The organism is Limibacillus halophilus (assembly GCF_014191775.1).
GTDB classification, from domain to species: domain Bacteria; phylum Pseudomonadota; class Alphaproteobacteria; order Kiloniellales; family CECT-8803; genus Limibacillus; species Limibacillus halophilus.
In genome coordinates, this window is sequence record NZ_JACHXA010000012.1 from 1 (window position 1) to 24,580 (window position 24,580).

Annotated in this window: 23 protein-coding genes, 1 other RNA gene and 1 pseudogene; 11 read left to right on the forward strand and 14 right to left on the reverse strand. The window is 58.8% G+C overall.

The window, feature by feature from the left end; translation table 11 throughout:
• Window positions 1-243 precede the first annotated feature (243 nt).
• Together FHR98_RS16065 and thyX are read right to left on the reverse strand one after the other, a co-directional pair.
• Window positions 244-666, reverse strand: coding sequence for an SRPBCC family protein (locus tag FHR98_RS16065; protein WP_183417761.1), 423 nt, complete (start codon window positions 664-666; stop codon window positions 244-246).
• An 84-nt stretch (window positions 667-750) separates the two neighbouring features.
• Window positions 751-1,689, reverse strand: a complete 939-nt coding sequence (thyX, locus tag FHR98_RS16070; protein WP_183417762.1) for an FAD-dependent thymidylate synthase — start codon at window positions 1,687-1,689, stop codon at window positions 751-753.
• Between the two features lie 166 nt (window positions 1,690-1,855).
• Here thyX and ssrA point away from each other — a divergent pair.
• The 5 genes from ssrA to FHR98_RS16710 all read left to right on the forward strand — a co-directional run bounded on the left by ssrA (window position 1,856) and on the right by FHR98_RS16710 (window position 5,479).
• Window positions 1,856-2,233, forward strand: a transfer-messenger RNA (tmRNA) gene (gene ssrA / locus FHR98_RS16075).
• A gap of 193 nt (window positions 2,234-2,426) precedes the next feature.
• Window positions 2,427-3,044: an SspB family protein gene (locus FHR98_RS16080; RefSeq protein ID WP_183417763.1), complete on the forward strand. Its 618-nt coding sequence runs from the start codon at window positions 2,427-2,429 to the stop codon at window positions 3,042-3,044.
• Between the two features lie 22 nt (window positions 3,045-3,066).
• Window positions 3,067-3,696 carry an alpha/beta family hydrolase gene (locus tag FHR98_RS16085; RefSeq protein WP_183417764.1) on the forward strand — a complete coding sequence of 210 codons (630 nt, stop codon included), beginning with the start codon at window positions 3,067-3,069 and terminating at the stop codon, window positions 3,694-3,696.
• A gap of 93 nt (window positions 3,697-3,789) precedes the next feature.
• Entirely contained in the window at window positions 3,790-5,193 is a 1,404-nt protein-coding gene (gene fumC, locus FHR98_RS16090; protein WP_183417765.1) for a class II fumarate hydratase, read from the forward strand.
• A gap of 25 nt (window positions 5,194-5,218) precedes the next feature.
• Window positions 5,219-5,479, forward strand: a complete 261-nt coding sequence (locus FHR98_RS16710) for a ribbon-helix-helix domain-containing protein (protein WP_183417766.1) — start codon at window positions 5,219-5,221, stop codon at window positions 5,477-5,479.
• Here FHR98_RS16710 and FHR98_RS16100 read toward each other — a convergent pair.
• Window positions 5,466-9,479, reverse strand: a complete 4,014-nt coding sequence (locus FHR98_RS16100) for an AsmA family protein (protein ID WP_183417767.1) — start codon at window positions 9,477-9,479, stop codon at window positions 5,466-5,468. The two genes, FHR98_RS16710 and FHR98_RS16100, sit on opposite strands and share 14 nt — an antisense overlap.
• Before the next feature lie 540 nt (window positions 9,480-10,019).
• On the opposite strand from FHR98_RS16100, the gene FHR98_RS16105 reads away from it, so the two are divergent.
• The gene (locus tag FHR98_RS16105) at window positions 10,020-10,613 is read left to right on the forward strand and encodes a cell wall hydrolase (protein WP_183417768.1); all 594 of its coding nucleotides are present in this window, start codon (window positions 10,020-10,022) and stop codon (window positions 10,611-10,613) included.
• 48 nt (window positions 10,614-10,661) lie between these two features.
• On the opposite strand, the gene FHR98_RS16110 is transcribed toward FHR98_RS16105, so the two are convergent.
• From FHR98_RS16110 to FHR98_RS16120, 4 genes and pseudogenes are all read right to left on the reverse strand, one after another.
• Window positions 10,662-12,056 carry an FAD-binding oxidoreductase gene (locus FHR98_RS16110; RefSeq protein WP_183417769.1) on the reverse strand — a complete coding sequence of 465 codons (1,395 nt, stop codon included), beginning with the start codon at window positions 12,054-12,056 and terminating at the stop codon, window positions 10,662-10,664.
• A 100-nt stretch (window positions 12,057-12,156) separates the two neighbouring features.
• Window positions 12,157-12,612, reverse strand: coding sequence for a DUF8757 domain-containing protein (locus FHR98_RS16715; RefSeq protein ID WP_246377951.1), 456 nt, complete (start codon window positions 12,610-12,612; stop codon window positions 12,157-12,159).
• 90 nt (window positions 12,613-12,702) lie between these two features.
• Window positions 12,703-12,942: pseudogene (locus FHR98_RS16870) on the reverse strand (DUF8758 domain-containing protein); the annotation flags it as partial.
• Window positions 12,857-13,372, reverse strand: coding sequence for a DUF488 domain-containing protein (locus tag FHR98_RS16120; RefSeq protein ID WP_183417771.1), 516 nt, complete (start codon window positions 13,370-13,372; stop codon window positions 12,857-12,859). The gene FHR98_RS16120 and the pseudogene FHR98_RS16870, both read right to left, overlap by 86 nt.
• 194 nt (window positions 13,373-13,566) lie before the next feature.
• On the opposite strand from FHR98_RS16120, the gene FHR98_RS16125 reads away from it, so the two are divergent.
• Window positions 13,567-14,310 carry a sulfite exporter TauE/SafE family protein gene (locus tag FHR98_RS16125; protein ID WP_183417772.1) on the forward strand — a complete coding sequence of 248 codons (744 nt, stop codon included), beginning with the start codon at window positions 13,567-13,569 and terminating at the stop codon, window positions 14,308-14,310.
• A 4-nt stretch (window positions 14,311-14,314) separates the two neighbouring features.
• Here FHR98_RS16125 and FHR98_RS16130 read toward each other — a convergent pair whose 3' ends face one another.
• The 6 genes from FHR98_RS16130 to FHR98_RS16155 form a co-directional block, all read right to left on the reverse strand.
• A complete protein-coding gene (locus FHR98_RS16130; protein WP_183417773.1) occupies window positions 14,315-14,722 on the reverse strand; it encodes a nuclear transport factor 2 family protein in 408 nt (135 codons plus the stop codon).
• 73 nt (window positions 14,723-14,795) lie between these two features.
• Window positions 14,796-15,809 (reverse strand): lipid A deacylase LpxR family protein, encoded by a 1,014-nt coding sequence (locus FHR98_RS16135; RefSeq protein ID WP_183417774.1) that lies wholly within the window; start codon window positions 15,807-15,809, stop codon window positions 14,796-14,798.
• Window positions 15,806-16,645, reverse strand: a complete 840-nt coding sequence (locus FHR98_RS16140; protein ID WP_183417775.1) for an HTD2 family dehydratase — start codon at window positions 16,643-16,645, stop codon at window positions 15,806-15,808. The genes FHR98_RS16135 and FHR98_RS16140 overlap by 4 nt, the downstream gene beginning before the upstream one ends.
• On the reverse strand, window positions 16,642-17,259 hold the full coding sequence (locus FHR98_RS16145) for a histidine phosphatase family protein (protein WP_183417776.1): 618 nt from the start codon (window positions 17,257-17,259) through the stop codon (window positions 16,642-16,644). Before FHR98_RS16145 ends, FHR98_RS16140 begins: the two co-directional genes overlap by 4 nt.
• Window positions 17,256-18,380: a CaiB/BaiF CoA transferase family protein gene (locus FHR98_RS16150; RefSeq protein WP_183417777.1), complete on the reverse strand. Its 1,125-nt coding sequence runs from the start codon at window positions 18,378-18,380 to the stop codon at window positions 17,256-17,258. The genes FHR98_RS16145 and FHR98_RS16150 overlap by 4 nt, the downstream gene beginning before the upstream one ends.
• Window positions 18,381-18,383: 3 nt before the next feature.
• On the reverse strand, window positions 18,384-19,550 hold the full coding sequence (locus FHR98_RS16155; protein WP_183417778.1) for an acyl-CoA dehydrogenase family protein: 1,167 nt from the start codon (window positions 19,548-19,550) through the stop codon (window positions 18,384-18,386).
• Window positions 19,551-19,668: 118 nt separating this feature from the next.
• On the opposite strand from FHR98_RS16155, the gene FHR98_RS16160 reads away from it, so the two are divergent.
• From FHR98_RS16160 to FHR98_RS16175, 4 genes are all read left to right on the forward strand, one after another.
• Window positions 19,669-20,769, forward strand: a complete 1,101-nt coding sequence (locus FHR98_RS16160; protein ID WP_183417779.1) for an aminotransferase class I/II-fold pyridoxal phosphate-dependent enzyme — start codon at window positions 19,669-19,671, stop codon at window positions 20,767-20,769.
• Between the two features lie 62 nt (window positions 20,770-20,831).
• Window positions 20,832-21,533: a class I SAM-dependent methyltransferase gene (locus FHR98_RS16165; RefSeq protein WP_183417780.1), complete on the forward strand. Its 702-nt coding sequence runs from the start codon at window positions 20,832-20,834 to the stop codon at window positions 21,531-21,533.
• Window positions 21,534-21,536: 3 nt separating this feature from the next.
• Window positions 21,537-21,851, forward strand: a complete 315-nt coding sequence (locus tag FHR98_RS16170; RefSeq protein WP_183417781.1) for a hypothetical protein — start codon at window positions 21,537-21,539, stop codon at window positions 21,849-21,851.
• Between the two features lie 73 nt (window positions 21,852-21,924).
• Complete coding sequence (locus FHR98_RS16175) at window positions 21,925-23,043, forward strand: aminotransferase class V-fold PLP-dependent enzyme (RefSeq protein WP_183417782.1); 1,119 nt, start codon at window positions 21,925-21,927, stop codon at window positions 23,041-23,043.
• Here FHR98_RS16175 and FHR98_RS16180 read toward each other — a convergent pair.
• On the reverse strand, window positions 23,040-24,425 hold the full coding sequence (locus FHR98_RS16180) for a DUF8689 domain-containing protein (protein WP_183417783.1): 1,386 nt from the start codon (window positions 24,423-24,425) through the stop codon (window positions 23,040-23,042). The two genes, FHR98_RS16175 and FHR98_RS16180, sit on opposite strands and share 4 nt — an antisense overlap.
• Window positions 24,426-24,580 lie beyond the last annotated feature (155 nt).

Below are 24,580 nucleotides of genomic sequence, written 5' to 3' on the forward strand. Positions count from 1 at the left end.
GGGGCCATAGCATAACGTCAAGCCTCCCTTATAGGCGTATTGCTGCCCCCTATATTCTAGCATTGATATGGCAAGAAAAAGGCGTGAAGGCGCGGATCGCACAGGGTTCGGCCAAGCTGATTGCCACCCGGCCACCACCTCTGACCTGGACGAACGGACCTTCGTCCAGGCGCTCCTCAACAAAGCCCTTGTTGATCCTTTATGGGGTCTTGCCTGTGCCAGCGCGGCTAGGGCCCTAAGACGTCAGCCTGCGCCGAACATCTTTCTGAGATTGGCAAAGCCCGCCTCATACACGCCGCGAACGGCCGCGACAGCATCGCCTTCCGCTGCGCCCTTGGCCTCAAAATCGCTTGACCATTCGACTTCGCAGCCACTGCCCTTGCTGTGTACCGTGATAGTCGCCTTGTAGTTAGCGATCGGCAGCGGCCCCGGCGAGAGTATCTCGTAACTATAACTGCGCGCACCGCCGTCATGGGTCGTCTGGCGCTCGACGATGGATCCGCCGCCGGCCAGCGCCAGATGACGGATTGTTTCACCATCCTTGGTTTCGATCTCACACTTTTCGACTGCGGGATGCCAATCCGGCACGCCATTGAATTGGCCGATCAATCCCCAAACGATATCGGCTGGCACCAATAGGGGCTGCTTCAGGTTTACACTTGCCATTGCTTGGTCCTCCCTTGGCTTTTCTATTTCACCAAGGGTGAGCCTCCTGGGCCCTGATGGCAAGCATCCTCGGCCACCTGGCCTTCAGACCTCGCGTCCCAAGGTCTGCATAAGCTCTCGCCACTCGCGCGGAGACAAACCGGTGTCGGCAGGGTCAACCGTCTCCCCCGCCAACAGGCGTTGCACGACGTCCAGGGCGCCTCGCGAAAAGGTCACTGCCCCGACCACGTAATCCTCGAAGGCTTCGTAACTTGCGGGGACCCAGCGCTTCAGCGTCTCCAGCATCGCCTCCGCATAAACCCGAATCTCATACTGAGCATGCGGGTCGGCACGCAGCGACAGGAAATGCAGCAGATTATGGAGATTCACCTTCCAGTACCACTGGGTGTAGAGGTTGAGCGTCAGATTCATACGCGCCAGTTCACGCGCCAAGCCCTGCCGGTTTGGATCGATCGTCTGGCCGTCCGATGTTTCGTTCAGCAACATCTGATAGTCGGCATAGCAGCGTTCGGCATCCTCGCGCAGAATACGCAGCGTTTCCTCGGCCTCCGCGCCCTCCAGAACGTCGCCGCGGCCTTGCCGATTGCTTGCCGACTGCGCGGCCAATTGCTCGCGCGGCGGGACATAGAATTCCTTGTCCAGGATCGAATAGCGCGCCGAGTATTCGTTCACGTTAGCGGTCCGATGCCGAATCCACTGCCGGGCAACGAAGATCGGCAGTTTGACATGATACTTGATCTCGCACATCTCGAAGGGCGTCGTATGCCGGTGGCGCAGAAGATAGCGGATCAACCCACGGTCCTCCCGCAATTGCTTGGTGCCCTTGCCGTAGGAAACGCGAGCGGCCTGCACGATGGCGGCATCATCGCCCATATAGTCGATAACCCTGACGAACCCATGGTCGAGAACGGGAATGGCGTCATAGAGAATTTCTTCCAACGCCGGGACGACAGCGCGGCGTGTGGCTTGAGTCTGCCCTTTAAGGGCTTCGATCTCCTGTTTCTGCTCCGGCGTGAGCGACATGGCGGGTTGCTGCCTCCTATATGCGAATCGACCGTCGTATCGTGGCGACGGTAGCGCCTGACGCGCCCTATCGCCAGCGCCTTGGACAAACTATTGAAAGCAAAGGCTCCCTGGTCGCCCTGCCGCTCTCCCCTGCCCCTACCTTCATCGGCAAACTAAAACCACACCCCTTTTGTTTGGACGGGACTCGGCCTATATTAGAGACGTCTCCTCGGAGACTATGGCGATAAACGCCGTTCGTAATAGGCAGAGCGGACCCGGGGGCAGTACCCGGCGCCTCCACCAGTTTCGTCCGCCCCAATGGTTTCTCGTTAGAGACAGGGGCGGACTTTAAGGGGGCGAACCAGGATCGACGCATGTTGAAAGGGACGATTTTCGCTCGGCATGGCACCACCGTTATCGGGCCATCGCAATAGTTGCCAACGACAACTTTGCTGAGGCTCGCGCAGCTGCTTAATGCAGCCTAGCGACCTGAACTGAATCCCTGCCGTTTTGCAACGTCAGGTGGGGTCTGTCGGGCACCTAGCAACAGAAGCCCGGCATTTCCTTTTCGCGAGCCCCGGTCCTTTTCGCAAACCCCGGCATTATCCCCCGACCGCCACCGCTGTTAACGTTGCTATCGGCAGCGAAATTCGGGAAATTCCGCAACGAACCTATCCCTTCCTCTCGCCTCGCGCTTACAAGCGTGCTACGGATTATGGTCAACGGTAAATTGAACAGTAACGACGACAGGTTCCATGGCCGACGACAACGACGACGACATTCTGAGATACGACATCATGGTAGAGCGGGCCCTGCGCGCGGTGGTTCGCGACGCACTGAAGGTTGCGGTCGAAAGCGGGTTACCGGGTGACCACCACTTCTACATCACCTTCCGGACCGACCATCCCTCGGTTGAAATCTCCGAGACCCTGCGCAGCCGCTACCCCGAGGAAATGACAGTTGTCGTCCAGCATCAGTTCTGGGATCTGGCGGTCGCGGACGAATACTTTGCTATCACACTCTCCTTCAACGGCAGACCGGAACGATTGGTCGTACCTTTCGAGGCAGTCAGCGCTTTTGCCGATCCTGCCGTTCGATTTGGACTGCAATTCGAGGCCCTTTTCAGCAGCAGCGAAGAAGAAGATAGCGACGACATCAAGAGCGCAAACGACCTGGATGGCCCGGTACCGGACGGCCTGGAGGAAATAGACTCCAGCGCCAAGACGTCGAGCCAACCCGACTCTCCCACGACCGCGACCAAGGCTTCGGGAAAAAAGCCCGCCCCTAGCGCGAAGCAAGCCGGGGACGATGACAAGGAACCTGGAGAGGGCGACAACGTCGTCACGCTCGACTCTTTCCGCAAGAACAAGTAGCCGCCGTCTGGCGGACGGAATTATGCCGGATCCAACACAAACCAAGACCGATGGGCCCGATGATGCACCCATCACGCTGCTGTTTGCCCATGGCGCCGGTGCGCCGATGGATGCGCCGTTCATGGAAAAAGTCGCAGCTACCCTGGGAAGGCAAGGCTGGCGGGTCAAGCGCTTTGAGTTTCCCTACATGGCCAGCATGCGAAACGGCGGTCCCAGGCGCCCGCCCGATCCGCTACCCCGGCTTTTGGATCGGTTTCGCGAGGAGATTGCAACCGAGACCGGCCGCCGCCTGGTGTTGGCCGGAAAATCCATGGGCGGTCGGATGGCCAGCATGGTGGCCGATGATTCCGAGGCTATCGGATGGCTTTGCTTCGGCTACCCCTTTCACCCGCCGGGCCGACCGGAGAAGACTCGCACGGACCACCTAGAGAGCCTCAAGACGCCAGGGCTGATTCTACAAGGAACACGCGACGCCCTAGGCAACCGCGAAGATGTCGCCGGTTACACCTTGGCTCCCGGCATCAAGATTCACTGGACCGAGGACGGCGATCACCATTTGGCCCCGCGCAAGGCAAGCGGTCGATCCCATGGGGAAGCGCTGGACGAGGCCATATTGGCTGCCGACGCTTTCTTGCGGGGGCTTTCCAGGTAACATAGACGTGCTATTACATGCTCGAACGCTGGGGGCGATGTCGGCCATGGCTGTTATTCACAGGATCATTTGACGCAACAGAAGGTAACCACGATGACGAACGAGGCAATACGCATGGAAAGCGATTCCATGGGTGACATCGAAGTTCAAGCCGACCGCTACTGGGGCGCCCAGACTCAGCGTTCCCTGCAGAACTTCAAGATTGGCGGCGAGAAGATGCCGCCCGCCCTCGTCGAAGCGCTGGGTATCCAGAAACTGGCGGCTGCCCGCGTCAACCGCGCGCTGGGTCAGATCGACAGCAAGATCGCTGAAGCCATCGAAGCGGCCGCTCAGGAAGTCGCCGACGGCAAGCTGCTGGATCATTTCCCCTTGGTCGTCTGGCAGACTGGATCGGGTACACAGTCGAACATGAACGCCAACGAGGTCATCGCCGGACGCGCAAACGAAATCCTTACCGGGAAGCGTGGCGGCAAGGAACCGGTGCATCCAAACGACCATTGCAATCGGGGGCAGTCGTCGAACGATACCTTCCCAACAGCAATGCATATCGCCGCGGTCCGCGAGATATCTAAAACGACCCTGCCCGGACTGTCCCGGTTGCAGGCGGCCCTCGCCGAGAAGGCAGCCAGCTTCAATGATATTATCAAGATCGGCCGCACCCACCTGATGGATGCAACGCCCCTTACGTTGGGTCAGGAATTCTCAGGATACGCCCAGCAATTGGCTTACGGTGTCAAGCGGATCGAGGGAACGCTGGAACGGCTCGGCGAACTCGCCCAAGGCGGAACCGCTGTCGGAACCGGACTGAATGCTGTCGAAGGCTTCGCCGAAGCATTCGCGGCTGAGGTTTCCAGCATTACCGGTTTATCCTTCACGACGGCACCCAACAAGTTCGAGGCACTGGCCGCTCATGATGCCATCGTCGAGGCCTCCGGCGCGCTGAACACTGTCGCGGTCTCGCTGATGAAGATCGCAAACGACATTCGGTTGCTGGGTTCCGGCCCGCGTTGCGGCCTGGGCGAGATCCTGCTACCCGCAAACGAGCCTGGCTCTTCGATCATGCCTGGCAAGGTCAATCCGACTCAGTGCGAGGCCATGACCATGGTTTGCACTCAGGTAATGGGAAATCATTCGACGATCACGATTGCCGGGTCGAACGGTCATTTCGAACTGAACGTCTTCAAGCCGGTAATGATCTACAACCTCCTGCAGTCTGCAAAATTGATCGGCGACGCCAGCGATTCCTTCCGCAGCAACTGCGTCGAGGGAATTGAAGCCGACGCGGCCCGCATCACGGCCCTGATGAACGAGTCCCTGATGCTGGTCACGGCATTGAACCCACATATTGGATACGACAACGCCGCCAAGATCGCCAAAAAGGCCTATGCCGAGAACAAAACCTTAAAGCAGGCCGGAATCGATCTTGGCCTACTGGACGAGAAGCAGTTCGACGCTTGGGTCAGCCCTGCCGACATGCTGGGCCCTCGCAAAGCCTAAAGGTTCTTCCAAGGAGAGCTGGACCGTGCCGCAAGCGCTTAGAAAACGCTCCGTCACCATCGCGGGTCACCGCACCAGCTTCTCGCTGGAGGACGCGTTCTGGCAGGAGTTGAAGGACTGGGCGAGCGAAGAAGACTGTTCCCTGAACGAACTGGTGGCCCAGATCGACGGCGCGCGCATCGACGACAACACAGATGAGGGTCGCGGTGTAAACCTCTCCAGCGCACTGCGTCTGGCGATCCTCGCCCGGCTTCGCGAACGGCTTGACCGCGCTACTTCTTCTTGAGGCTCTTGAGGATGCCCTTGACCAAGTCGTTCGTCTCTGGCTGATGCTCCTCTCCAGGAACCGGCGGTCGTGAAGGTGCCGGGGCGGGTGCCGGGGCCGGGGCGACCTGCTCAGTGGTCGTGGGGGCTGGTTTGGGCGTCGGTGTGGCCAGCGGGGTGGATTCCTGCTGTGGTTGCTGGGTCGGTACAACCGTCTTGCTGGCTGCGCCCGTCACTGGCTCGATTTTGCGAACCGTCGGTGCCGCTGTGGGTGCAGTCTGCTGAATTGGGGCCTGTTGGATTATCGGCGCCTGAGCCGGCGCCGGACTCGGAGCGGCCGTTGGCGCTGACGTCGGGGTGACCTGCGTACCGGGAATGAGCCCGGGCACCAGCTTTTGCAATTGTCCTTCAATCCCTTGCTGTATCTGCTGTTGAGGCGCTTGTGCGCCGCTCAACGCCTGCCCGCCGACCTTTAGGCTTGGTGAGTCCAATGGCCCCTTCGCTGTAACCGTGAGGAAGGGAACATCGCCGTCTTGCTGCCGGAACAGCTTGCTCTCCAAATCCAGAAGCCAGCGCGGTAAATCCGCCGTCATCCTCGCTCTGGCCGTCGCGCGATCACTTTCAAGCAGCAGATCGTCGGAAGTCACCACGCCCTGCTCGGTCACATGGGTTCCCGACAATCGCGCCTCGCGGCCGGCAAAAGCGGAAAACACACTGTTAGTCGCATCCGCCAGTCCCCGAACCTGCCCGACCTGCTGACCTAAGATGCCCACGAGCAGATTTGCCGCCTGCTCCTGCGTCTTCGCCTTCAACGTCACGCGCCCATCGATTCGTCCTCTGCCCGCCAGATTTGAGATCATGGCTCTTTGAGAAACGCCTTTGGTGTCCATAGTTCCCGTCAGGCTTACGGGCCCGGAAATCCGATCGAAATCAGCCAGGGCACGCAACGCGGCTTCGCTGTCGATATCCGTGAGGTCATAGTCACCTGAGATCGCCGGTGTGCCGTTGGCATCGACCACCCCGGTAAGGGAGACGCGGCCGCCAAAACTGCGGCCTGTAAGGCGCTCCAGGGTCAGGCGTCCAGCTTTGAGTGCCGCGCTCACTCGGGCATCACTCAGGCGGTAAGGCGCCAGCACCAGATAGTCGGCCGTCAAGGTCAGGCGGCCGTCATATGCCTGTAAGGCCGTCAAATCGATAGCCTCATCGGACCAGCGCTCTTGGCCTTCCTTCTTACTGTTGTCTACTTTACCGGTCGCGGCCCGGTCGGCATCGCTCCCTGAACCGCTCAGCGCGGATAGAACTGCGAGATCAAGTTCCCCCGCGTAGAGTTCGGCTTCCAAGGTCGGCCGATCGTCCATCATATAGACGAGCGAGCCCTTTACTTCATTGGCGCCCAGTTTCACCGATAGTTTGTCAGCCCGCCCTTCCCGGCTCGTCCCTCGTAGCGTCGATGCCAGGTCCAGCGGTAGCGCGATCCCGGCAGAAGAATCGGTCGCCGGGCTAAAGGACTGCACAAGCGCCCTGGCATCGGGATGATGCAATTCAACGGATTGCTCGAAAGCGATGGGATCGTTGCCAGGCTGCAGCACACCGCGAAGGCTATAGCGACCTTGCCCCAGGGTTCCTTGGAGCATGTTCTCGACGCGATCCCCGTTGCCTTTCAAACGTCCGGCAATCGTCAGCGCACCCGGGTTTGAATCGCTGGGCGCAGAAACGCCCAAGGCCGCCAACAACGAAAGCGGCTTAGGCGCGTTCAGGGTGATCTGCAAATCGACTTCAGGCGAGCCCGAAACCGGTAGGGTAAGCGGTCCCTTCAGCAGTGCCTCAACCTCTCCTAAGCTGACCCGGCTGTCGAGATCGAACCGACTGCTATCGCCTTTGGCCGAAGCCTCGAAACCCAACGCCCCCAACGCTCCCAGGGCGGGTCCGCCAGGTTGGAGCCGCGCCAATAGGCGCTCACCCGCCGGATGTTTTCCAGTCAGCGTCAAATCGAAGGTTGCGGGCTGCTTCAGGGGCGAGACCGCCCCACGCAAACTAAAACGGCCACCTAGCGATTCCAGCGTACCCTCCAGATCGAAGCGGCCCTCCTTGCTAGCAACACTGCCAACCAAATGGCTGTCCGCCAGGCGGTCGAGCAAGGGATGCTGCAAGGCGAAAAGTGACGCCAGTGCCGCCGGTTCCTGTGCCGTAAGTTCCAGGTCCAAGCGCCCGTTGGGATTCGTGGAAAGGTCCGAGAAAGTTCCGCTGGCTTCCAGCCGCGCATTCGCAATCTTGCCGACAAAAGCTCGGCGCAAGGTTACTTTGCCCGCCGCCAAGGTCCCGTCGAGATGGAGTTGCTCGGCCGTCTTGCCGCGATAAGTGATTTGCTGGGCGCGCAGGTCGAAATTCGCATCGACAGCCTCAAGCAAAGCAAACGGCGAGGGCCGCTCCTCGCTGCTTGAACTCCCTGAGGGTTCGTGAGCGCTGCCGTCGGCAGGAAAATAAGCGTCCAGATCGAGTTTATCGAGCGTCAGACCTGCCCCCAGCCCAAGGCGCGGCCCGGTCACCACGGCAATACCGCCGGTTACACGACTGACATCGACCTGCAGATCGATATCGGTGGCCGAGAAGCTGTCCGGCGCACCTTGCAGGTGCAATGTCAGGAGACTGCGGCGCAGACGGTCAGCAGGCACCTCGCCAATAGACACCCCCATCCAGGACAGAACCGAACGTAGATTGTCGGAGGCAAATTCCAGATCAACAGAGAACTGCGGCTTCCCTTCAACCGCCCGCAAGGTGCCGTTAGCGGAGAAATCCGAGCCTCCGGGTACCTGAGCCTGAAACCGCTCCAAGGTCATCAACCCGTCGGTCAGAGTACCGCCCAGGCGCAATTGCCGCACGACCTGACCGCGATAGATCAGCACTTCAGATGACAGGTCGAAGGAAAGGTTCATCTCCGATGGGAGAGAAAAGTCGGCCTCTCCGGGGTCGAGCGAATCGCCCGGGGTTGCCGTCGCCGTGTCCGAAAGAGCCAACAGGCCGTCTAGGTCGACCCTGGCAACCTGAAGATTGAGGTCGATATCGAGGGGGCTTGTGCCAAGGTTCGCCGAAAGCTGTCCCGCCCCCTTGATCTCGCCTAACGCCAACTCGGCATCGGAAAGACTAACCGCGCTGTCGTCGGCCGAGAGTGTCCCGGCCAGCGTGAAAGGCTGGCCAAGGAGAGGAGCGTTTCCCGACTGTCCCGAAACTCCGGCAATAAGCCTGTCCAGGCGGCCGGCCGTCATTTGCAGGTTTCCCTCCAGGCTCGGCTTGCCGGTCAACTCGATTACTTTACCGAGGAACTTTAACTCGGCGCCCTCGCGCGGAAGCGCCAGTTCCAACGCCAGGGGTGTTTCGGTTCCATCGATTCGCCCTGCGCGCAAATCGACCGCCAACGGCAGCCCACGGGCATCGAGGCTACCGTTGATTCGAAAGGGCCCGGTGAGCGACTCCGCGGAGAGCTCTACAGCGATTTTCTCCAAACGCTCTTCAACGCCTGCAGCCCCATCGCGGTAAACCAGAGCCGACTCCGCGATCAGCACCTTTTGCAACGTGACTTGAGAGAGAAGGCCTTCGCCGCCACCGGGCTCGACTGCGGACCCGTTTCCCTTGGACGCCCCGGTGAAAGCCCAGTTCACACGACCATCGGGTAACCGTTCCAAGAGTATCTCGGCTTTACGCACCTCGATCCGGCGTATCTCCAAGCGGCGCTCCAAGAGTGCCAGCGGGGCCACCTCAACCACCAGCCCCCCCAGCGTCAACATTTCCGCCTGGCTACCGCCTTCGATGTTGCTTATCGTCACACCTTCCACGGAAAAAGTCGTGCTCGGCACGATGCGCAGGCTTATGTCGCCGGCAATTCTAACTTCGCGGCCAGTCGCCTGCTCAATTTCCGCCACCAACTCACCGCGATAGGCGTTCCAATCGATGAAGCTCGGCGCCACGATTACGGCCGCAATCGCGAGAAACAGAAGACCCAACAGGCTGACTAAGACTCTCTTCACTTACGCTTGACTCCCTGTTCGCAGGAGGCGTCCGCCCCTCGCCAGAAGGCCAGACTATCGTTTTTTGTTTGTTCAGCATAATAGAAGGCCGCCCAGCGACCATAGCTCTTCTTAACCAACGCCAATTTTCCTACATTTTTAGCTAAATACATTATTTTGAAAAACTTGAAGCAATTTTTCACGGAGCAGGTCTAAAGGCTTGATCCCAGGTGCGATCTCAGTAACGCCACAAAAGAACCATAATTCCTACGGCATAACTGTGTCATAAATGCCACTGTACGATTACATAGCCTATTTCTTGGAATACTAACGAATTTATACAAATCATAAATACAGATCATAAAACAAGTACTACAAACAACAGACATCTATTGTTTGATATCTTCATGCGCCGCTCAGCTCATGACTGCCATGCAGGCGATTCTTCCTGGTTGACCACTGCAGGCAAATGAATATCTTAACGGGCAGTTAATCGCTGTCTTCCGCGCAGGGGACTTATCGGGGGCGGTTAGCTCAGTTGAAACAAGAACGAGAGTGGGAATGATGAAGAACAGTTTCATCGTTACACCGACCCGTGTTTCGAAAAGAATTCTAACGTGGGTTTTGGCCGTATTGGCCTTGAGCATCACAGCGCCTTTACCGCAGGCCTCGGCAAATCTCGCGCCGACCGTGGATAAAGAGCTGGAATGTTTGGCTTTGACGCTCTACCACGAAGCACGTGGAGAGCCGGACGAAGGGAAGATCGCGGTAGGTTACGTGGTGTTGAATCGCGTTGCCGACGAGCGCTATCCCGACAACATCTGCGGCGTCGTCAAGCAGGGCGGCCAAGAAGTCCTGAATCGCTGCCAGTTTAGCTGGTGGTGCGATGGGCAGAGCGACCACCCAGCCAACGCCAAGGCGTGGAAACGTTCCGTGGCGCTGGCGCGCGCCATTTTCTGGGGCTACGCCAAGGACCCGACGCAAGGCGCCGTCAGCTATCACGCGACCTACGTCAAGCCGAGCTGGCGCAAGAAGCTGGTTCAAACGGTGAAGATCGGGCAGCACATCTTCTATTCGACGCCCGAGGCCGCCGCCGATAAGAACATTGGACAGCCTTTGGCCAAGCCGGGCCTGCAGACAGCGAACAGCAACTGATTGTCGCGAAGGGCGACAATGCCCGTCGGCATTCTTGATTGCACTCAATCAGGCGCTGAAGATCTTCCCGGGGTTCATGATCCCCTGAGGGTCCAGCGCCTGTTTTAGTGTGCGCATGACGGCCACCGCTTCACCCTGCTCGGCCAGCAGGAAGCCTTTCTTGCCATAACCCACGCCGTGCTCGCCCGTGCAGGTGCCGCCCATGGCAATCGCCCGCATGACCATCCGCTCGTTATGTGCGCTCGCTCGCGCCAGTTCCTCGGCATTCTCCGGGTCGATCAGATAAACAAGATGGAAGTTCCCATCGCCGACATGTCCGACGATGGGCGCCAGCAAGCCGGACTCTTCGATATCCTTCTGGGTTTCTCTGATGCACTCGGCCAGACGCGAAATGGGTACGCAAACGTCGGTCGGCCATCCCCCTGCGCCCGGGCGCAGCGCCAAGGCGGCAAAATAGGCGTCGTGCCGGGCTTGCCATAATTTGTTGCGCGCCTCGGCAAGGGTTTCCCAACGGAATTCCCCGCCGCCGTTCTCGGCGGCGATGGCGCCGACCATCTCCGACTGCTCACGCGTACCTTGCTCAGTACCGTGGAACTCGAAGAAGAGCGTCGGCTGCGCCGGGTAATTCAAGGAAGAATAGCGATTGCAGGCATCCATCTGCACGGCGTCAAGCAACTCGATGCGTGCGACCGGCACCCCCATTTGAATGGTCGCGATCACGGTATCTACGGCCCCCTCCAGACTGTCGAAGGAGCAGACCGCCGCCGCTATCGCCTCGGGGATACCGTAGAGCCGCAGCTGGACCTCGGTGATGACGCCCAGTGTTCCCTCAGAGCCAACGAAGAGCCTGGTCAAATCGTATCCGGCCGATGACTTGCGTGCGCGTCCCCCGGTGCGCACGATCCGGCCATCGGGCAACACGACGGTCAGGCCAAGTACATTCTCCCGCATCGTGCCGTAGCGAACGGCGTTGGTACCCGAGGCGCGCGTGGCCGTCATACCGCCTAACGAGGCATCCGCGCCGGGATCGATCGGAAACATCAGCCCCTGGTCGCGCAAGTAGGTGTTCAATTGCTTGCGTGTTACCCCGGCTTGCACGCGGCAGTCCAAGTCGGCTTGATTGACCTCCAGGATTGCCTTCATCCCGGAGACGTCGATACAAACCCCGCCCGCCAGGGCCGCGATATGCCCCTCAAGCGAGGTGCCTGTCCCGAAGGCAACGACTGGTACGGCATGGCGGGCGCAGATCTTGACGATCTCCGCCACCTCCTCGGTGCTCTCGGCGAAAGCGACGGCATCTGGCGACGCGCCTTCATGATACGAGACATCCTTGCCGTGGTGTTCGCGCACTGCCGCGGCCGTCGACAGGCGCTCGCCCAGCAACGTTTTCAGTTCAGCAACCGCAGGTCCAGCGTCGCATTTTTTTAAAGCAGGCAAAGTCATGGGGCATCCTCCAACGATTGCTGTTAAGAATAGTCAAATTCGCGGGAAAATGATCAATTATTCTCAAAGGCTTTGACAGTTCTATAGAACCCAGTGAGTGCTAGATATCTAGATCAAGCTGCTCATTGTGATCTAATCGAATGACGCCGAGTAATTGCCAAGTCTGCGGGCGCTTTTTCTGATTGCCAATAGCGAATGCCATACCTCGCTGGGGATAGGCTTCATTGAAAGTTTCATTCATCCATTGAAGCGCCCTAGCTTCGCTAGTGCGGTTGCGTTCACGCCAGAACATCGCGTGCGCTTCCCAGTCGCCATTAGAATAGTTGTGCTTTCCATCGCTATCGTAAAACTCAAACCTGAAATCATATGGGCTTGGTTCCAACTCCGCCAACGACTTATCGAAGAGCTGCGTTTGCCTCGCAGCGCTACGAAACGCCTTTCTTTCATCTTCTAATCGTGTCACGGATTTTTTCTTGATAATAAAACGCGTATTTCGTGGGCGAAGAATTCCGAGCGACTGGTCGCTAGCAACAGCTTGTTGGATCGAATCTATCATAATCGGCTCCAACAACAGAGCCCGCTGCGCTAATGGTAGCTTTCCGACAATCGCGATCGAGTCCTCATATACGTGGCAGCTTTCGCGCCTCCTGTCATTAGTCGGCATTCGATATGAGAAATCGACCCGGTCCCAACGCGAGAAGCTCTGACTACCACTCAGGTGCCTAAACCTTACCGGATAAAGTCGCTTCCATTGCCGATCCAATGTTACACCTGCACAGCAAACCGTTTCTCCATAGGTTTTACTCGGCTGCGGAAGCGCTTTGACCAATACTATAACTTGAGACACTAATCGGGTTGCGGACATAACGTTCCGGATCGTCGGCATATAAGTTTAAGGTTGAAAAACCTTTGCGTGTAATTCTATCTGCAATTATAGATCGATGGCAAGTTTCCGGCGCGCGTTCAAAGCATAAAAGACATGTTGACCTATCTATAGAAACCCCCTCAAGCACCTTTATCGCTTCTACAGCGTCCGGTTGTTCAAGGTGCTTCTCATAAATCTCACGAAACTCGCCGTAGCGTCCTGCCCGGGCGGCAATTCTACCTGCTTTTGGATCTCCCAATTGCCTCAGAGGCAAATATTCAATGCCAACGCTCTCCACGGACGATCTAAGACTGTTTTTGGAAAACCCTTTTTTCCTCGAGACCGGCACCGCCCTTACATCTGCAAGAACCGTCACGCCCACATTCTTCAATGTTTTAAGAAACCGGGAAATATCGGTTCCTTCGTAGCCGATTGTAAACAATGTGTGCATCGAACTTTCCCAATTATATAACTTCCTAATTTTACATCTCATATCATGGCGGTAAATGTTTATTTCTTTTATGATTTCCCACTCACGACTTGGTCAACATGCTTCACACGCCAACAGAATGAAAGTTTGACGGCTAAGGTGAATGATCAAATCCAAGTGCAACACGACCCAACATCAAGTATGAAGATCTCTATATGCCTGATCTCTCGCCCTTCCTGACAAACCCTGAGTTTCCCCTGGCCATTGGATTTGTCGTTCTCGCGGGGCTGGTGCGCGGTTTTTCGGGATTCGGCTCGGCGATGGTTTTATCCCCGTCTCTAGCCTGGCTCTATGGCCCCCAGGTCGGCGTGCCGCTGCTGTTGTTGCTGGACTTGGTCGTCGCCTTGCAGATGATGCCCGAGGCGCTGCGGACCGGGCACAAGAGAACGCTCAGAACCTTGTGTCCAGCGGCGGTCGTCGGCTTGCCGATTGGGATTTGGGCACTCGATGTCATGCCGGCAGAGGTGCTTCAGCGCACCATCGCTGCTGTCGTACTCTTGGCCGTTGTGGTCATGGCAATGAAGCCGCGGCGAGAAATGCCCGGAACAGGCGGCGCCTTGATCGCCGGGGCATTGTCCGGAATCACCAACGGCGCTAGTGGCATGGCCGGCCCGCCCGTGATCCTGTTTTTCCTTTCCGGCGGTAACACACCGGCCACGATACGCGGCAGTCTCAGCCTATTCTTTCTCTTCACCGATTTAATCGGGTGCATCGGCTTGATCATTGTCGGGAAGCTGACCCTGCAGGTTGCCGCGCTTGCCGTCCTGATGGTCATTCCTCTGGCGATAGGGACGCTTCTCGGTACCGTTCTGTTCAATCGAGGGGCCTCTCCTGCTCTCTACAAAGGCCTTGCGTTGGTGATCGTCGGTGCCGTTGGTGTCATGGGGTTGATCCTTTGAGCCGTCATACACCCTCTTCTATCTGCCGTGCGTACTCCACCGCGTCGAAGTAACCCATGGATTGGGCGACCCGGCAATCCTCCGACAAGCGCCAGGCCTCCCAACCGCTGACACGCACGCGATTACCGGTTCCCCCAGATCCGCTGTTGATGCCTTCCAGCGTCCAGAGAAAGACCGCATCATTGCCTGCAAGCCTGATGTCGTCGAGATAGACCACGAGGTCTGGAAACGCGTCGTAAAAGCTCTGCGCAACCTCCGCAATAGCCGCCCGACCGATTGTAGGTTCACCGTGGTTGATCGTGATTCGGCCGCCTTCCTCATAAAACGATGCAACCGCAACAGGGTCGTGGGAACTCCAGGCTCCAGCGTAGCTTTCCGCCATTGTTCGAACCGCGTCCAATGTCAAAGGCATCGTTTTCTCCTCTGCTTTTTCAGCCGTGACTCGGCCCGGAAGTCCTGGGCCGTAATGTCTCCTTCTCGAGAGCCTAAAACTTGAAGGTGAGATTCAGGGAACCGAAGCGATCGGATTCTTCCTGTTCATCGAACTCCGGACTGCGCAAGACGAAGCTGTAGGACAGGCGCACTTGCTGAAATTCCAACGCCAGGCCCATCTGCAAATCGGCGACAAAGGGCTTCTTGTCTACCGAATGGCTGTCTCTAAAGGTATTGCCATCCAGGAAGATGTTGCGCAGTACATAACGGCCCTCCGTTCCGGCATAAAGATACCAGGAAAAGCCTCTTTGCGGCCTGAACAGAGTGGCGCCCACTTCACCGGGGCGATTGAAAAGCGGTCCGAAATCGCTGGGTAGATCGGCGCCCAGGCGCAAGGTTGCTCCACCCCCGGCGAAGGTATGGACGTTACCAGCAGCACCGGTGACATGCGGCATGACGTCGACGCCGATGTCCCAATCGGGTAGCAGCGCCTTGTGAAAGCGCCACTTCTGCTGATAGGCGACCAGTATGGCAGGTTCATTCTTGATTTGGTTGCCCCATCCCTTCGGTTCCCCCGCGCCCACCAGTTCATGCACGAAGGTCTGGGTTTCGTCACCCAAGGAATAGGGGCCGACCACACCCAGATCCAGCGTCAGACTGCGTAGTTGGTTCCGTGTTTCGGAGACCAGGGATATACCGCCGTGCAGCCAGCCACCGTAAGGGCGCTCGTCAGGGATCAGCGCCTCAACGCTGATATCCTCCGGCGTGAACATGGACTGCCCGACGTGCAAGGCAACGCGGCGCTTATCATCTTCTCCATGGCCGGGCAGGACATCCCAGAGCTCGATAGGCAACCCCAGGGTCTCGTTCTGAGGGGACAACAGGGAAGCCATGACGCCGTTGGTGTAATGCCGGTCTGTATCGGCAACGGTGTCATTCTCCCAAACCAAACTGAGGCCCCAACGGTCATCCGGCGGAATCGGCTCTTCCTGCGCTGCGGCCGGCCCGATCATCCCCAATAGGATGGCCACCGGTAAAAGAAGCCAGAATGGGCCGCAATCTTTCAAGATTCGCTCTCCGCTTCGGCTTCCATCGCGACGAGCCCTTCGGAATCGATGATCCACAAGCCTCCGTCCGCAGCGCCCGCGGCGGTGAATCCTTCGCCCGCGAAAATAGGGCGCAGTGCGCGAAACCGATACCCGGTGACCAGCGCACGCGGATTGTGGGCTCTAAAAAGCTCCAACGCCAACGTGGCCAGCAAGGGACCATGCACGACAAGCCCCGGATAACCTTCCTCGTCGCGGGCATAATCCGCATCGTAGTGGATGCGATGGCCATTAAAGGTCAAGGCGGAGTAGCGAAACAACAACACCGGGTCGACGCAAAACTCGCGCTGCCAGCGCGGCTCCGCCTGCGGCGGTTTGCCTGGCGGTCGTTCGAACGCTCCGGCGGCAGGTTGCCGGTAAACGATATCCTGCTCTTCCGTGACCGCGGCAATACCGTTGACGCTGATGGTATGGGTCGCGGTGACAAAAGTGAGCGGGCCGCTGCGGCCTTGCTTTTCCTCGATGCGGGTCACCTCGGAACGGCGTTCGGCCCTAACGCCCAGCGGTATAGGGCGATGAAAGATCAAACGGCCGCCGGCCCACATACGGCGCGCCTGTGCGACCGGCGGCAAAAAGCCACCGCGTTCGGGATGCCCATCCGGTCCCAACGCATGGTCGGGAGCGACCTTCCAGAAGTAAAGCCAGTGCCATAGCGGCGGCAGGGTATCGCCGATTTCAAAGGCGCGCTCCTCAAGATCAAGGCTCGCCTGCAGGGCACGCGCGCGCATCAGGTCCACGTGATCGGAGATTACTTCCGGCTTGGCGGTCCAGTTCCCTTGCTGCAGGGCTTCGGTCATGCGAGCGCTCCTTGCTCTGATCGGCTGGACAGGTCTTCTATCCGCCACTTTAGGCCATTGGCCCCATCCGTTGGCAAGTGAAGTCTAGCCAAGGCATTGGCGATGGGCCCCTCGTAGGTGAGGCCGGCGCCGCGTCGAACGGCCCAGTATACACCGCCGTGCGCAACGATGAGGGGTCTTGCGCCACGAATCTGGGCGTCTCGCAGGCAACTATTGATCGCCATCAAGGCACGGAAGACGAATGCCTCGAAGCATTCGGCACCCGCAGGCGTGTGATGGCCTGACTGCCAAGCCTCATACCATGATCCCGAACCTCGCTCCGTGATCTGACCCTCCATTTCCCCGAAGGAGGCCTCCCGCAGTTCGTCGACGCTTTGCATCGGAAGACCGAGTGTTTCATTGACGATTTCCGCCGTACGCCGCGCCCTCGCCAACGGCGAATGGTAAATCACCGTCACGCCACTGTGCGCCAGGGCATCACGTGCCGCTTCGGCCTGACCTATGCCCTTCGCGTTCAAAGCCACATCGGTTCGGCCCTGCAGGCGGTTCTCCTTGTTCCAGTCCGTCTCGCCATGCCGCAGATAAACGAAGGGATAGGGATGAAGACGGCTCATAGGGAAAACTCCCGGCGCAAGGCTTCGCCCTGCTCATCCAGCGCGGGCACCGGGCCCGGTTGCCGCAACCGTCCATCGAAACTTGCCGGCGGTGCCGGCATGGCGGCGGAACCGCCGGGCGTCTCCACTATCACTTCGCGAAGGGCCGGATGCCGCAGAAGGTCCGGCACCTCGCTCACCCGACCGAAGGCCACCTGTGCGGCTTCCAATGCGGCGGCAAGCTCCTCCAGGCCATAACAGGCAAAATGCTCGGCTATCAAAGCGTCCAATGCGGACCGGTTGGCCACCCGTTGCGCATTGCCCGCATAAGCGGGGTCTTTCAGCAAATCCGGCCGCTGCAGAACCTGCTCGCAGAGCCGCATCCATTCGCGCTCGTTCTGGATGGAGATGACGATCCACTTACCTTCTTGGCTCGCGAAGGCTCCGTAGGGTGCGATGGAGGGATGAGCCAGACCGACACGCTCGGGCGCCTTGCCGCCATACCTGCACTGCAGGAACGGCACTGTCATCCAATCAGCCATCGCAGCAAAAAGAGAAAGCGAAATCGCCTTGCCGCGGCCGGTCCTTCCCCGCTCTATGAGCGCCTCCAGAATTGCCTGATAGGCATACATGCCGGTGCCGACATCGACAACCGAAACACCGACCCTGCCGGGGCCTTCCGGGCGGCCCGTCACCGAAGCTAGACCACTCTCGGCCTGCACAAGCAGATCATAAGCCCGCATTGCGGCGTAGGGCCCTTCCTCGCCGTAGCCGGAAATCGAGCAGGTGATGAGGTTCGGGTAACGAGCCGTCAGGTCTTCAGCGCCGAAACCCAAACGCTCCGCCGCGCCCGGCCCCAGGTTCTGCAGAAAGACATCGGCCTTGGAAACAATGCGCTCCAGCAAGGCGCGGTCCGCATCGTCCTTGACGTTCAGCGCGATGGATTCCTTACCGCGATTGAGCCAGACAAAGTAGGTAGACTCACCCATAACGGCGTGATCGTAGCCGCGCGCGAAATCGCCTTCGGGACGCTCGACCTTGATCACCCGCGCGCCCGCCTCCGCCAGCTTGCACGAGCAGTAGGGCGCGGCGACGGCCTGCTCAAGAGCCACGACTAGAATGCCGGATAAGGGACCGGGCATGAATCAGTAACTCCGCGGCAAGCCGAGCACGTGCTCGGCGATGTAAGAGAGAATCAGATTGGTGGAGATCGGCGCCACTTGATAGAGGCGGGTTTCCCGGAATTTCCGTTCGACATCGTACTCCTCGGCAAAACCGAACCCGCCATGTGTCTGGATACAAGCCTCCGCCGCGGCCCAGGCAGCCTCGCTGGCAAGGAGTTTGGCCATGTTGGCCTCCGCTCCGCAGCGTTGGCCGCTGTCGAACATCCCTGCGGCCTTTCGCACCATAAGGTTGGCTGCCTCGGTTTGAGCATAGGCGCGGGCAATGGGAAACTGGACACCCTGGTTCTGTCCGATAGGCCGGCCGAAGACCTGACGCTCACCCGCGTAGGCGCTGGATTTTTCGATAAACCAGCGAGCATCCCCGATGCATTCGGCGGCGATCAGGATACGTTCCGCGTTCATGCCATCGAGAATATAGCGAAAGCCCTTGCCTTCCTCGCCGATCAGGTTCTCCGCCGGAACCTTGAGATCATCGAAGAATATCTCGGTCGAAGAATGATTCATCATGGTCCGCAGAGGCCTGATCTCCATCGCCTTACCACCATTCTGCTGTCGCGCTTCACGCAGATCGACCAGCAGCACCGAGAGCCCTTCTCCCTTCCTGGCAACGGCTTCCTTGGGTGTCGTGCGGGCTAGAAGCACCATCAGGTCGGAGTGCTCGGCTCGGCTGGTCCAGACCTTTTGACCACTGACGCGGTAGTAATCCCCATCGCGCCGAGCGCTTGTCCGTAGGCTCAGGGTATCGGTGCCAGACGTCGGCTCGGTCACGCCAAAGGCCTGCAAGCGCAATGCACCGCTGGCAATGTCCGGCAGCCACTTTTCCTTTTGTGCGTCCGAACCGTGTTTCAACAGTGTGCCCATGGTGTACATCTGAGCGTGGCAGGCGCTGGCGTTGCAGCCGCTCTTCTGGATTTCCTCCAGGATCGCCGCGCCCGCCGAAAGCGGGAGCCCGGAACCGCCATAGGCTTCCGGCACGAAACAGGCCAGCCAGCCCGCGTCGGTCAGCGCTTTGACGAAAGCCGTTGGATAGGCGCGCTCGCGGTCGAGTTCGCGCCAATAGCCACCCGGGAATTCCTGGCAGAGCTGCCTGACCGCCGCACGGATATCGCTATATTCTTCCTGAAGCATTCTCTCTCCTTGCCCCGGCACCGTTTCCTCTAGGAAACTGACAGGACATGAGACTGGAACCAAGCCCTCTCGTCTAGAGGCGGCGGGGCGTTTCGACAAGATACCGGAGAGTGCAACGATGTCTGCCCGTTTCTCGAAGATACTTTCCGCCCTGCCCGCCAGCACCCCCTTTGTCGGGCCGGAAACGCTGGAGCGTATGCGTGGCTCTCCATACGAGGTCCGGCTTGGAGCCAACGAGAGCGCCTTTGGACTGTCACCCAAGGCCATGGCCGTTTTGCGCAGCGAGGCCGACCGCGCTTCATGGTATTGCGACCCGGAACATTTCGATCTTCGCGAGTTACTGGCGGCCGAGTTCTCCATCGCCCGAGAAAACATCGTTGTCGGCGAGGGAATAGACGGTCTTCTCGGACTGACAGTGCGCGCTTATTGCGACCCGGGCGATGCGGTCGTTACCTCCCTGGGCGCCTACCCGACCTTCAACTACCACGTGGCCGGGTTCGGCGCGCGCTTGTTGACCACGCCCTACAGACCGGATTGCCACAATGACACCGCGGCGCTGGTTGATCTGGCCCGGCGCGAAAATGCCAAACTACTCTATCTTGCGAACCCGGATAATCCGACCGGTACGTTCCTGGGCCGCAGCGCTGTCGAGGAAATTCTCGAAGATTTGCCGCAGCATTGCCTCTTGCTCCTGGACGAAGCCTACTACGAATTTGCTCCGGATCAGGATCTACTGCCGGTCATTGCCGAAGATCCACGGCTCATTCGTTTCAGAACCTTCTCAAAGGCCCACGGCATGGCGGGACTGCGCATCGGCTATGCTATCGCCAGCCGGGATACCATCGCCGCTTTCGATAAAATTCGCCTGCACTTCGGCGTAGGCAGATTATCGCAACTGGCGGCGGCAGCCTCCCTTGGAGACAGGGCGTTCGTTGCCACGGTCATCGCCGACGTTGCCAAAGGCCGCGACGACTACGAAGCGCTGGCCCGCGATCTCAATATCCCCTCCATTCCCTCATTCACCAATTTCGTGGCCTTGGACGTCGGTAGTGAGGACCGATCGCAGCAGATGGTGCACAAGCTCCACGAGATGGGTGTTTTCGTTCGCCGCCCGGGTGTCCCCATTTTAGGACGCTTTGTCCGCCTGACGGTCGGCAAGACACCAGAACGTGTCGCCCTCAAGGAACGCTTCGCCGATGCTTTCCGGTCTTTAATCTGATGAACGTTTGACGCTAAGGTCACTGCGATCCCGCGTCACCTCAACACGGAGACCTGCAGCCTGTGACCGATCGACCCCGCAGCCGCCATACCGAAGTCCTGAAGCAGTTCGTGCAGCCGGAGGGAAAGCATGTGGCCGACGTCGGTTGCGGCGACGGCGGACTGGTCCGCTATCTTGCCCGCAAAGGGGCCAAGGCCGTGGGCATCGACCCTCAGCCAGGCCAGCTAGAACGTGCAAGAGCGGTCTCCCCCGCCGGTGATGAACAGTACCTGCAAGCTGGTGCGGAAGCGCTACCCTTCGAGGACGGCTCTCTGGATGCGGTGATATTCTTCAACTCGTTGCATCATCTGCCGCTCGAGCTTATGGACACCGGCTTGATGGAAGCCTGCCGTTGCCTGAAATCCGGCGGGACGCTCTATGTGCTGGAACCGCTGGCTGAAGGCCCGTGGTTCACCTTCATGCGACCGGTTGACGACGAAACCTTCGTGCGGGCCAAGGCGGAAGAGGCACTGCGCCGCGCCGCTGCTCTTCCCGGGTTCAAACTGACGGCGCGCAAAGAGTATGCCAGCGCGAACGACTATCGAAGCTTTGCCGACCTCAAGGTTGATATTCTGTCCATAGATCCGGCCCGTCAGGAAGCTTTTCAGCGCCACGAAACGCAGCTTCGCGCTGCTTTCGATACGGCGGCCGATGAAATACTTGAAGATGGGACGCACCGGTTCTGGTCGCCCTATCGCGCCACAGTCTTCCAAAGGGCGGCCTGAGCAATGGTGATCTACATCTCGGAATATGATTCCCCCGAAGACCCACAGGGAATTCTTAAGCAAACACTGGCGATGGGTTCTGAATTTCCAGGTCCCGCCGCAGATGTCTTCCTTGCCTGGACTTTGCGTTTAGGGCTGGACAGCAACGTTGCGGAAGCCGCGCGCGCCGTAATCCGCGACTATCACCTGGACACAGTGGAAGATCATGGCGGCGAGCACGCAAAGCTCGTCACGCTCATCCGCGAGGCCGCCAAGGGACAGACCGTGACGGCCAGGCGGCGTGGCGGCGCCAGGGGACGCAGCCGCTCGCAATCGTGACGGGGTTCCAGCGACACTTAATCTGACGCACTATACCGGGCGATTTCATCCTCCAAGATCGGCAAGAGGGACCATGCGAGAGCTTTTTGATATTCCGCGCGATGTTGCTTACTTCAACTGCGCCTACGTCTCACCTTTGATGAAAAGCGTCCGTTCCGCCATTGAAGCGGGGCTTCAGAGTGAAGTTCATCCCTGGGTCATCACGCCGGATCATTTCTTTGACCCACCGGACCGCCTGCGTCGCGGATTTGCCCGCCTGATCGGTGCAGGGGCTGCCGACATCGCGCTGATTCCCTCAGCCAGTTACGGCATCGCGACCGCCGCCGCCAACATCACCTTGAAGCGCGGCCAAAGTATCTTGCTGCTGGAGGATGAGTATCCCAGCAACGTCTATACCTGGAAACGCTTGGCTGAAGACCAAGGTGGCATCGTGCGCTTCGTTGCCCGGCCCGGCGACGGTGATTGGACCTCGGCGATCCTCGAGGCGCTGGACGGCGATGTCGGGCTGGCGAGCCTGGCGCACAATCACTGGATGGACGGCGCGTTGGTCGATTTGGAGCGGATCGGCAACGCCCTGCGCAAGCAAAACGCATTGCTCGTGGTCGATGCCAGCCAGTCGCTGGGCGCCATGCCCTTCGATGTGACGCGTATCCAACCCGATTTTCTCGTCACCAGCGGCTACAAGTGGATGCATTGCCCCTACAGCATCTCTTTCCTCTACGCAGCACCGCGCCATCACAACGGGCGGCCAATCGAAGAGAACCCGATGAACAGAAGGGATTCACGGGCCTTTGCACGGTTGGCGGATTATGTGGATGCCTACGATCCCGGTGCGGTGCGCTACGACGTTGGCGAGCGCGCTAACTTCACGTTGCTGCCCGGCGCTATCGCCGCGGTCGAGCAGCTCCTAGACTGGACGCCGGAGTGGATTCAAAGCGAGCTGCGCGCGAAGAACGCGCGCGTCGCTGCGATCGGTCAGGAAATGGGGTTGAAAGTGCTGCCCGAGGAACGGCGAGCCGGGCATTTCTTGGGTTTGGTATTCCCTGACGGGGTGCCCGACAGCACAGCGGCGCGTCTGGCGGCCGAGAAAATTTTTGTTTCTGTTCGCGGCCGGTCGGTCCGGGTAACACCCCATCTCTATAACGATGAGGAAGACCTGGAACGCTTGATAGCCGCCTTGAAAAGCCTTTAGTCGGCGTGCAGGTTGCTCAAGGCCCGTTCGATCAATTCCGGATCGCAGGCTTCCTCAATATCCTCATAACGGCAGGTTGCGATGACCTGATCGATGATGAACTTAGGCTGGTAGGCCGCTAAAGGCAGTCCACGTTCTTCGATGAAGGCCGCGACCTTGTGGATCGTATCCTCTTCCAGTGCGATGTCGGCCTGCTCTGCGGAACGCCTGAATATCTGAGCAAAATGCTCAAAGACGGGGGCTTCGATCTTCACTTTGTAGGGAATGCGCCGCAAAAACGCCGGATCCATCAGCTTCTTAGGCGTCAGGTTGGTCGAGAAAACCACCAACGCATCAAAAGGAATTTCGAAAGTCTTGCCCGTGTGAAGTTTCAAGTAGTCGATGCGTTTTTCCAGCGGCACGATCCAGCGATTGAGCAGATGTTCCGGCGCCACCAACTGCCGACCGAAATCGTCGATCATCATGATGCCGTTCAGCGCCTTCATATGCGACGGAGCCTCGTAGAATCCGCTTTTTTCGTTGAGTTGGAGATCCAGCATCTCAAGAGTCAACTCACCGCCGACGATGACCAATGGACGGCGAATACGCAGCCATCGCTTGTCAAAATCGTCCCGCTCGATGGCAAGCTTCTGCATGATCGACTTGGACTCAGGTTCCGGCTCATCCACCATCTTGTGAACCGAAGGATCGAAGTACTTGATGATCTCGCCATCGACTTCGATGCTGTAGGGAATCAGGATATCACTCTGGAACATCTTCCCCATGCGCTCGGCCAGCGAGGTCTTGCCGTTTCCCGCCGAGCCATAAAGCAGCAACGAACGGCCTGAATTCACGGCCGGGCCGAGCTGTGTAATCAGAGCATCCGGCACCACAAGATCGTCAAAGCATTCCGCAATTCGGGCGCGCGGAATGGCCTCGCCCATGATTGATTGTTCGATGACCTGCTCTCGAAAAGCATCGAGGGAAACCGGTGCCGGGCCGGCGTATTTGTTGTGTTCGTAGCTCTCAATGGCCGCCGAGCGACCGGCCGTGGTCAACGCAAAGCGAAACTGATCGGTGGCCCCACTTCCGGTCGAGCCCAATATCTCCACGAGCCCGATCGCCTTGAGATCGTCCATGACCTTGTCAACGATGGGATAGGCGAGCAGCAAGCGCTTGGAGATACTGGCGACAGTAGGTTGCTTGCCCAGCAACAGAGCCTTGAGAACAAGCGATTCAACCAGCGCCTTGCTAAGTCCGCTGTCCGCCAAGCTGCGTGGTTCCGATGGGATTTTCCGCGGCGCCGGCATCCGTGTCGGCTCACCCCCATTAGCATCCTGCCCAGGCTTTCGTCTGAGGCCCAAGCGTTGTTGGATGGCATCGCTCCTGCTACTACCGCTCATCTTACCAAACCTTGGTTACAGTGTTTTCGCTACCCATCTAACTTAGTGCAATATCTGCATTTACACATCCAAATGGGTAATTCCGTTAAACTAATTTAAAATTTTATCCTTACGAAATGCTTAACGCACAGCGGGAATACCTTACCATCGCAGGG

Bases quoted from the DNA above. Each gene is read 5' to 3' on its own strand.
- FHR98_RS16065 (WP_183417761.1), bottom strand. From the start codon at position 666: ATGGCAAGTGTAAACCTGAAGCAGCCCCTATTGGTGCCAGCCGATATC.
- thyX (WP_183417762.1), bottom strand. From the start codon at position 1,689: ATGTCGCTCACGCCGGAGCAGAAACAGGAGATCGAAGCCCTTAAAGGG.
- FHR98_RS16080 (WP_183417763.1), top strand. From the start codon at position 2,427: ATGGCCGACGACAACGACGACGACATTCTGAGATACGACATCATGGTA.
- FHR98_RS16085 (WP_183417764.1), top strand. From the start codon at position 3,067: ATGCCGGATCCAACACAAACCAAGACCGATGGGCCCGATGATGCACCC.
- fumC (WP_183417765.1), top strand. From the start codon at position 3,790: ATGACGAACGAGGCAATACGCATGGAAAGCGATTCCATGGGTGACATC.
- FHR98_RS16105 (WP_183417768.1), top strand. From the start codon at position 10,020: ATGATGAAGAACAGTTTCATCGTTACACCGACCCGTGTTTCGAAAAGA.
- FHR98_RS16110 (WP_183417769.1), bottom strand. From the start codon at position 12,056: ATGACTTTGCCTGCTTTAAAAAAATGCGACGCTGGACCTGCGGTTGCT.
- FHR98_RS16715 (WP_246377951.1), bottom strand. From the start codon at position 12,612: ATGATAGATTCGATCCAACAAGCTGTTGCTAGCGACCAGTCGCTCGGA.
- FHR98_RS16120 (WP_183417771.1), bottom strand. From the start codon at position 13,372: ATGCACACATTGTTTACAATCGGCTACGAAGGAACCGATATTTCCCGG.
- FHR98_RS16125 (WP_183417772.1), top strand. From the start codon at position 13,567: ATGCCTGATCTCTCGCCCTTCCTGACAAACCCTGAGTTTCCCCTGGCC.
- FHR98_RS16130 (WP_183417773.1), bottom strand. From the start codon at position 14,722: ATGCCTTTGACATTGGACGCGGTTCGAACAATGGCGGAAAGCTACGCT.
- FHR98_RS16140 (WP_183417775.1), bottom strand. From the start codon at position 16,645: ATGACCGAAGCCCTGCAGCAAGGGAACTGGACCGCCAAGCCGGAAGTA.
- FHR98_RS16145 (WP_183417776.1), bottom strand. From the start codon at position 17,259: ATGAGCCGTCTTCATCCCTATCCCTTCGTTTATCTGCGGCATGGCGAG.
- FHR98_RS16150 (WP_183417777.1), bottom strand. From the start codon at position 18,380: ATGCCCGGTCCCTTATCCGGCATTCTAGTCGTGGCTCTTGAGCAGGCC.
- FHR98_RS16155 (WP_183417778.1), bottom strand. From the start codon at position 19,550: ATGCTTCAGGAAGAATATAGCGATATCCGTGCGGCGGTCAGGCAGCTC.
- FHR98_RS16160 (WP_183417779.1), top strand. From the start codon at position 19,669: ATGTCTGCCCGTTTCTCGAAGATACTTTCCGCCCTGCCCGCCAGCACC.
- FHR98_RS16170 (WP_183417781.1), top strand. From the start codon at position 21,537: ATGGTGATCTACATCTCGGAATATGATTCCCCCGAAGACCCACAGGGA.
- FHR98_RS16175 (WP_183417782.1), top strand. From the start codon at position 21,925: ATGCGAGAGCTTTTTGATATTCCGCGCGATGTTGCTTACTTCAACTGC.
- FHR98_RS16180 (WP_183417783.1), bottom strand. From the start codon at position 24,425: ATGAGCGGTAGTAGCAGGAGCGATGCCATCCAACAACGCTTGGGCCTC.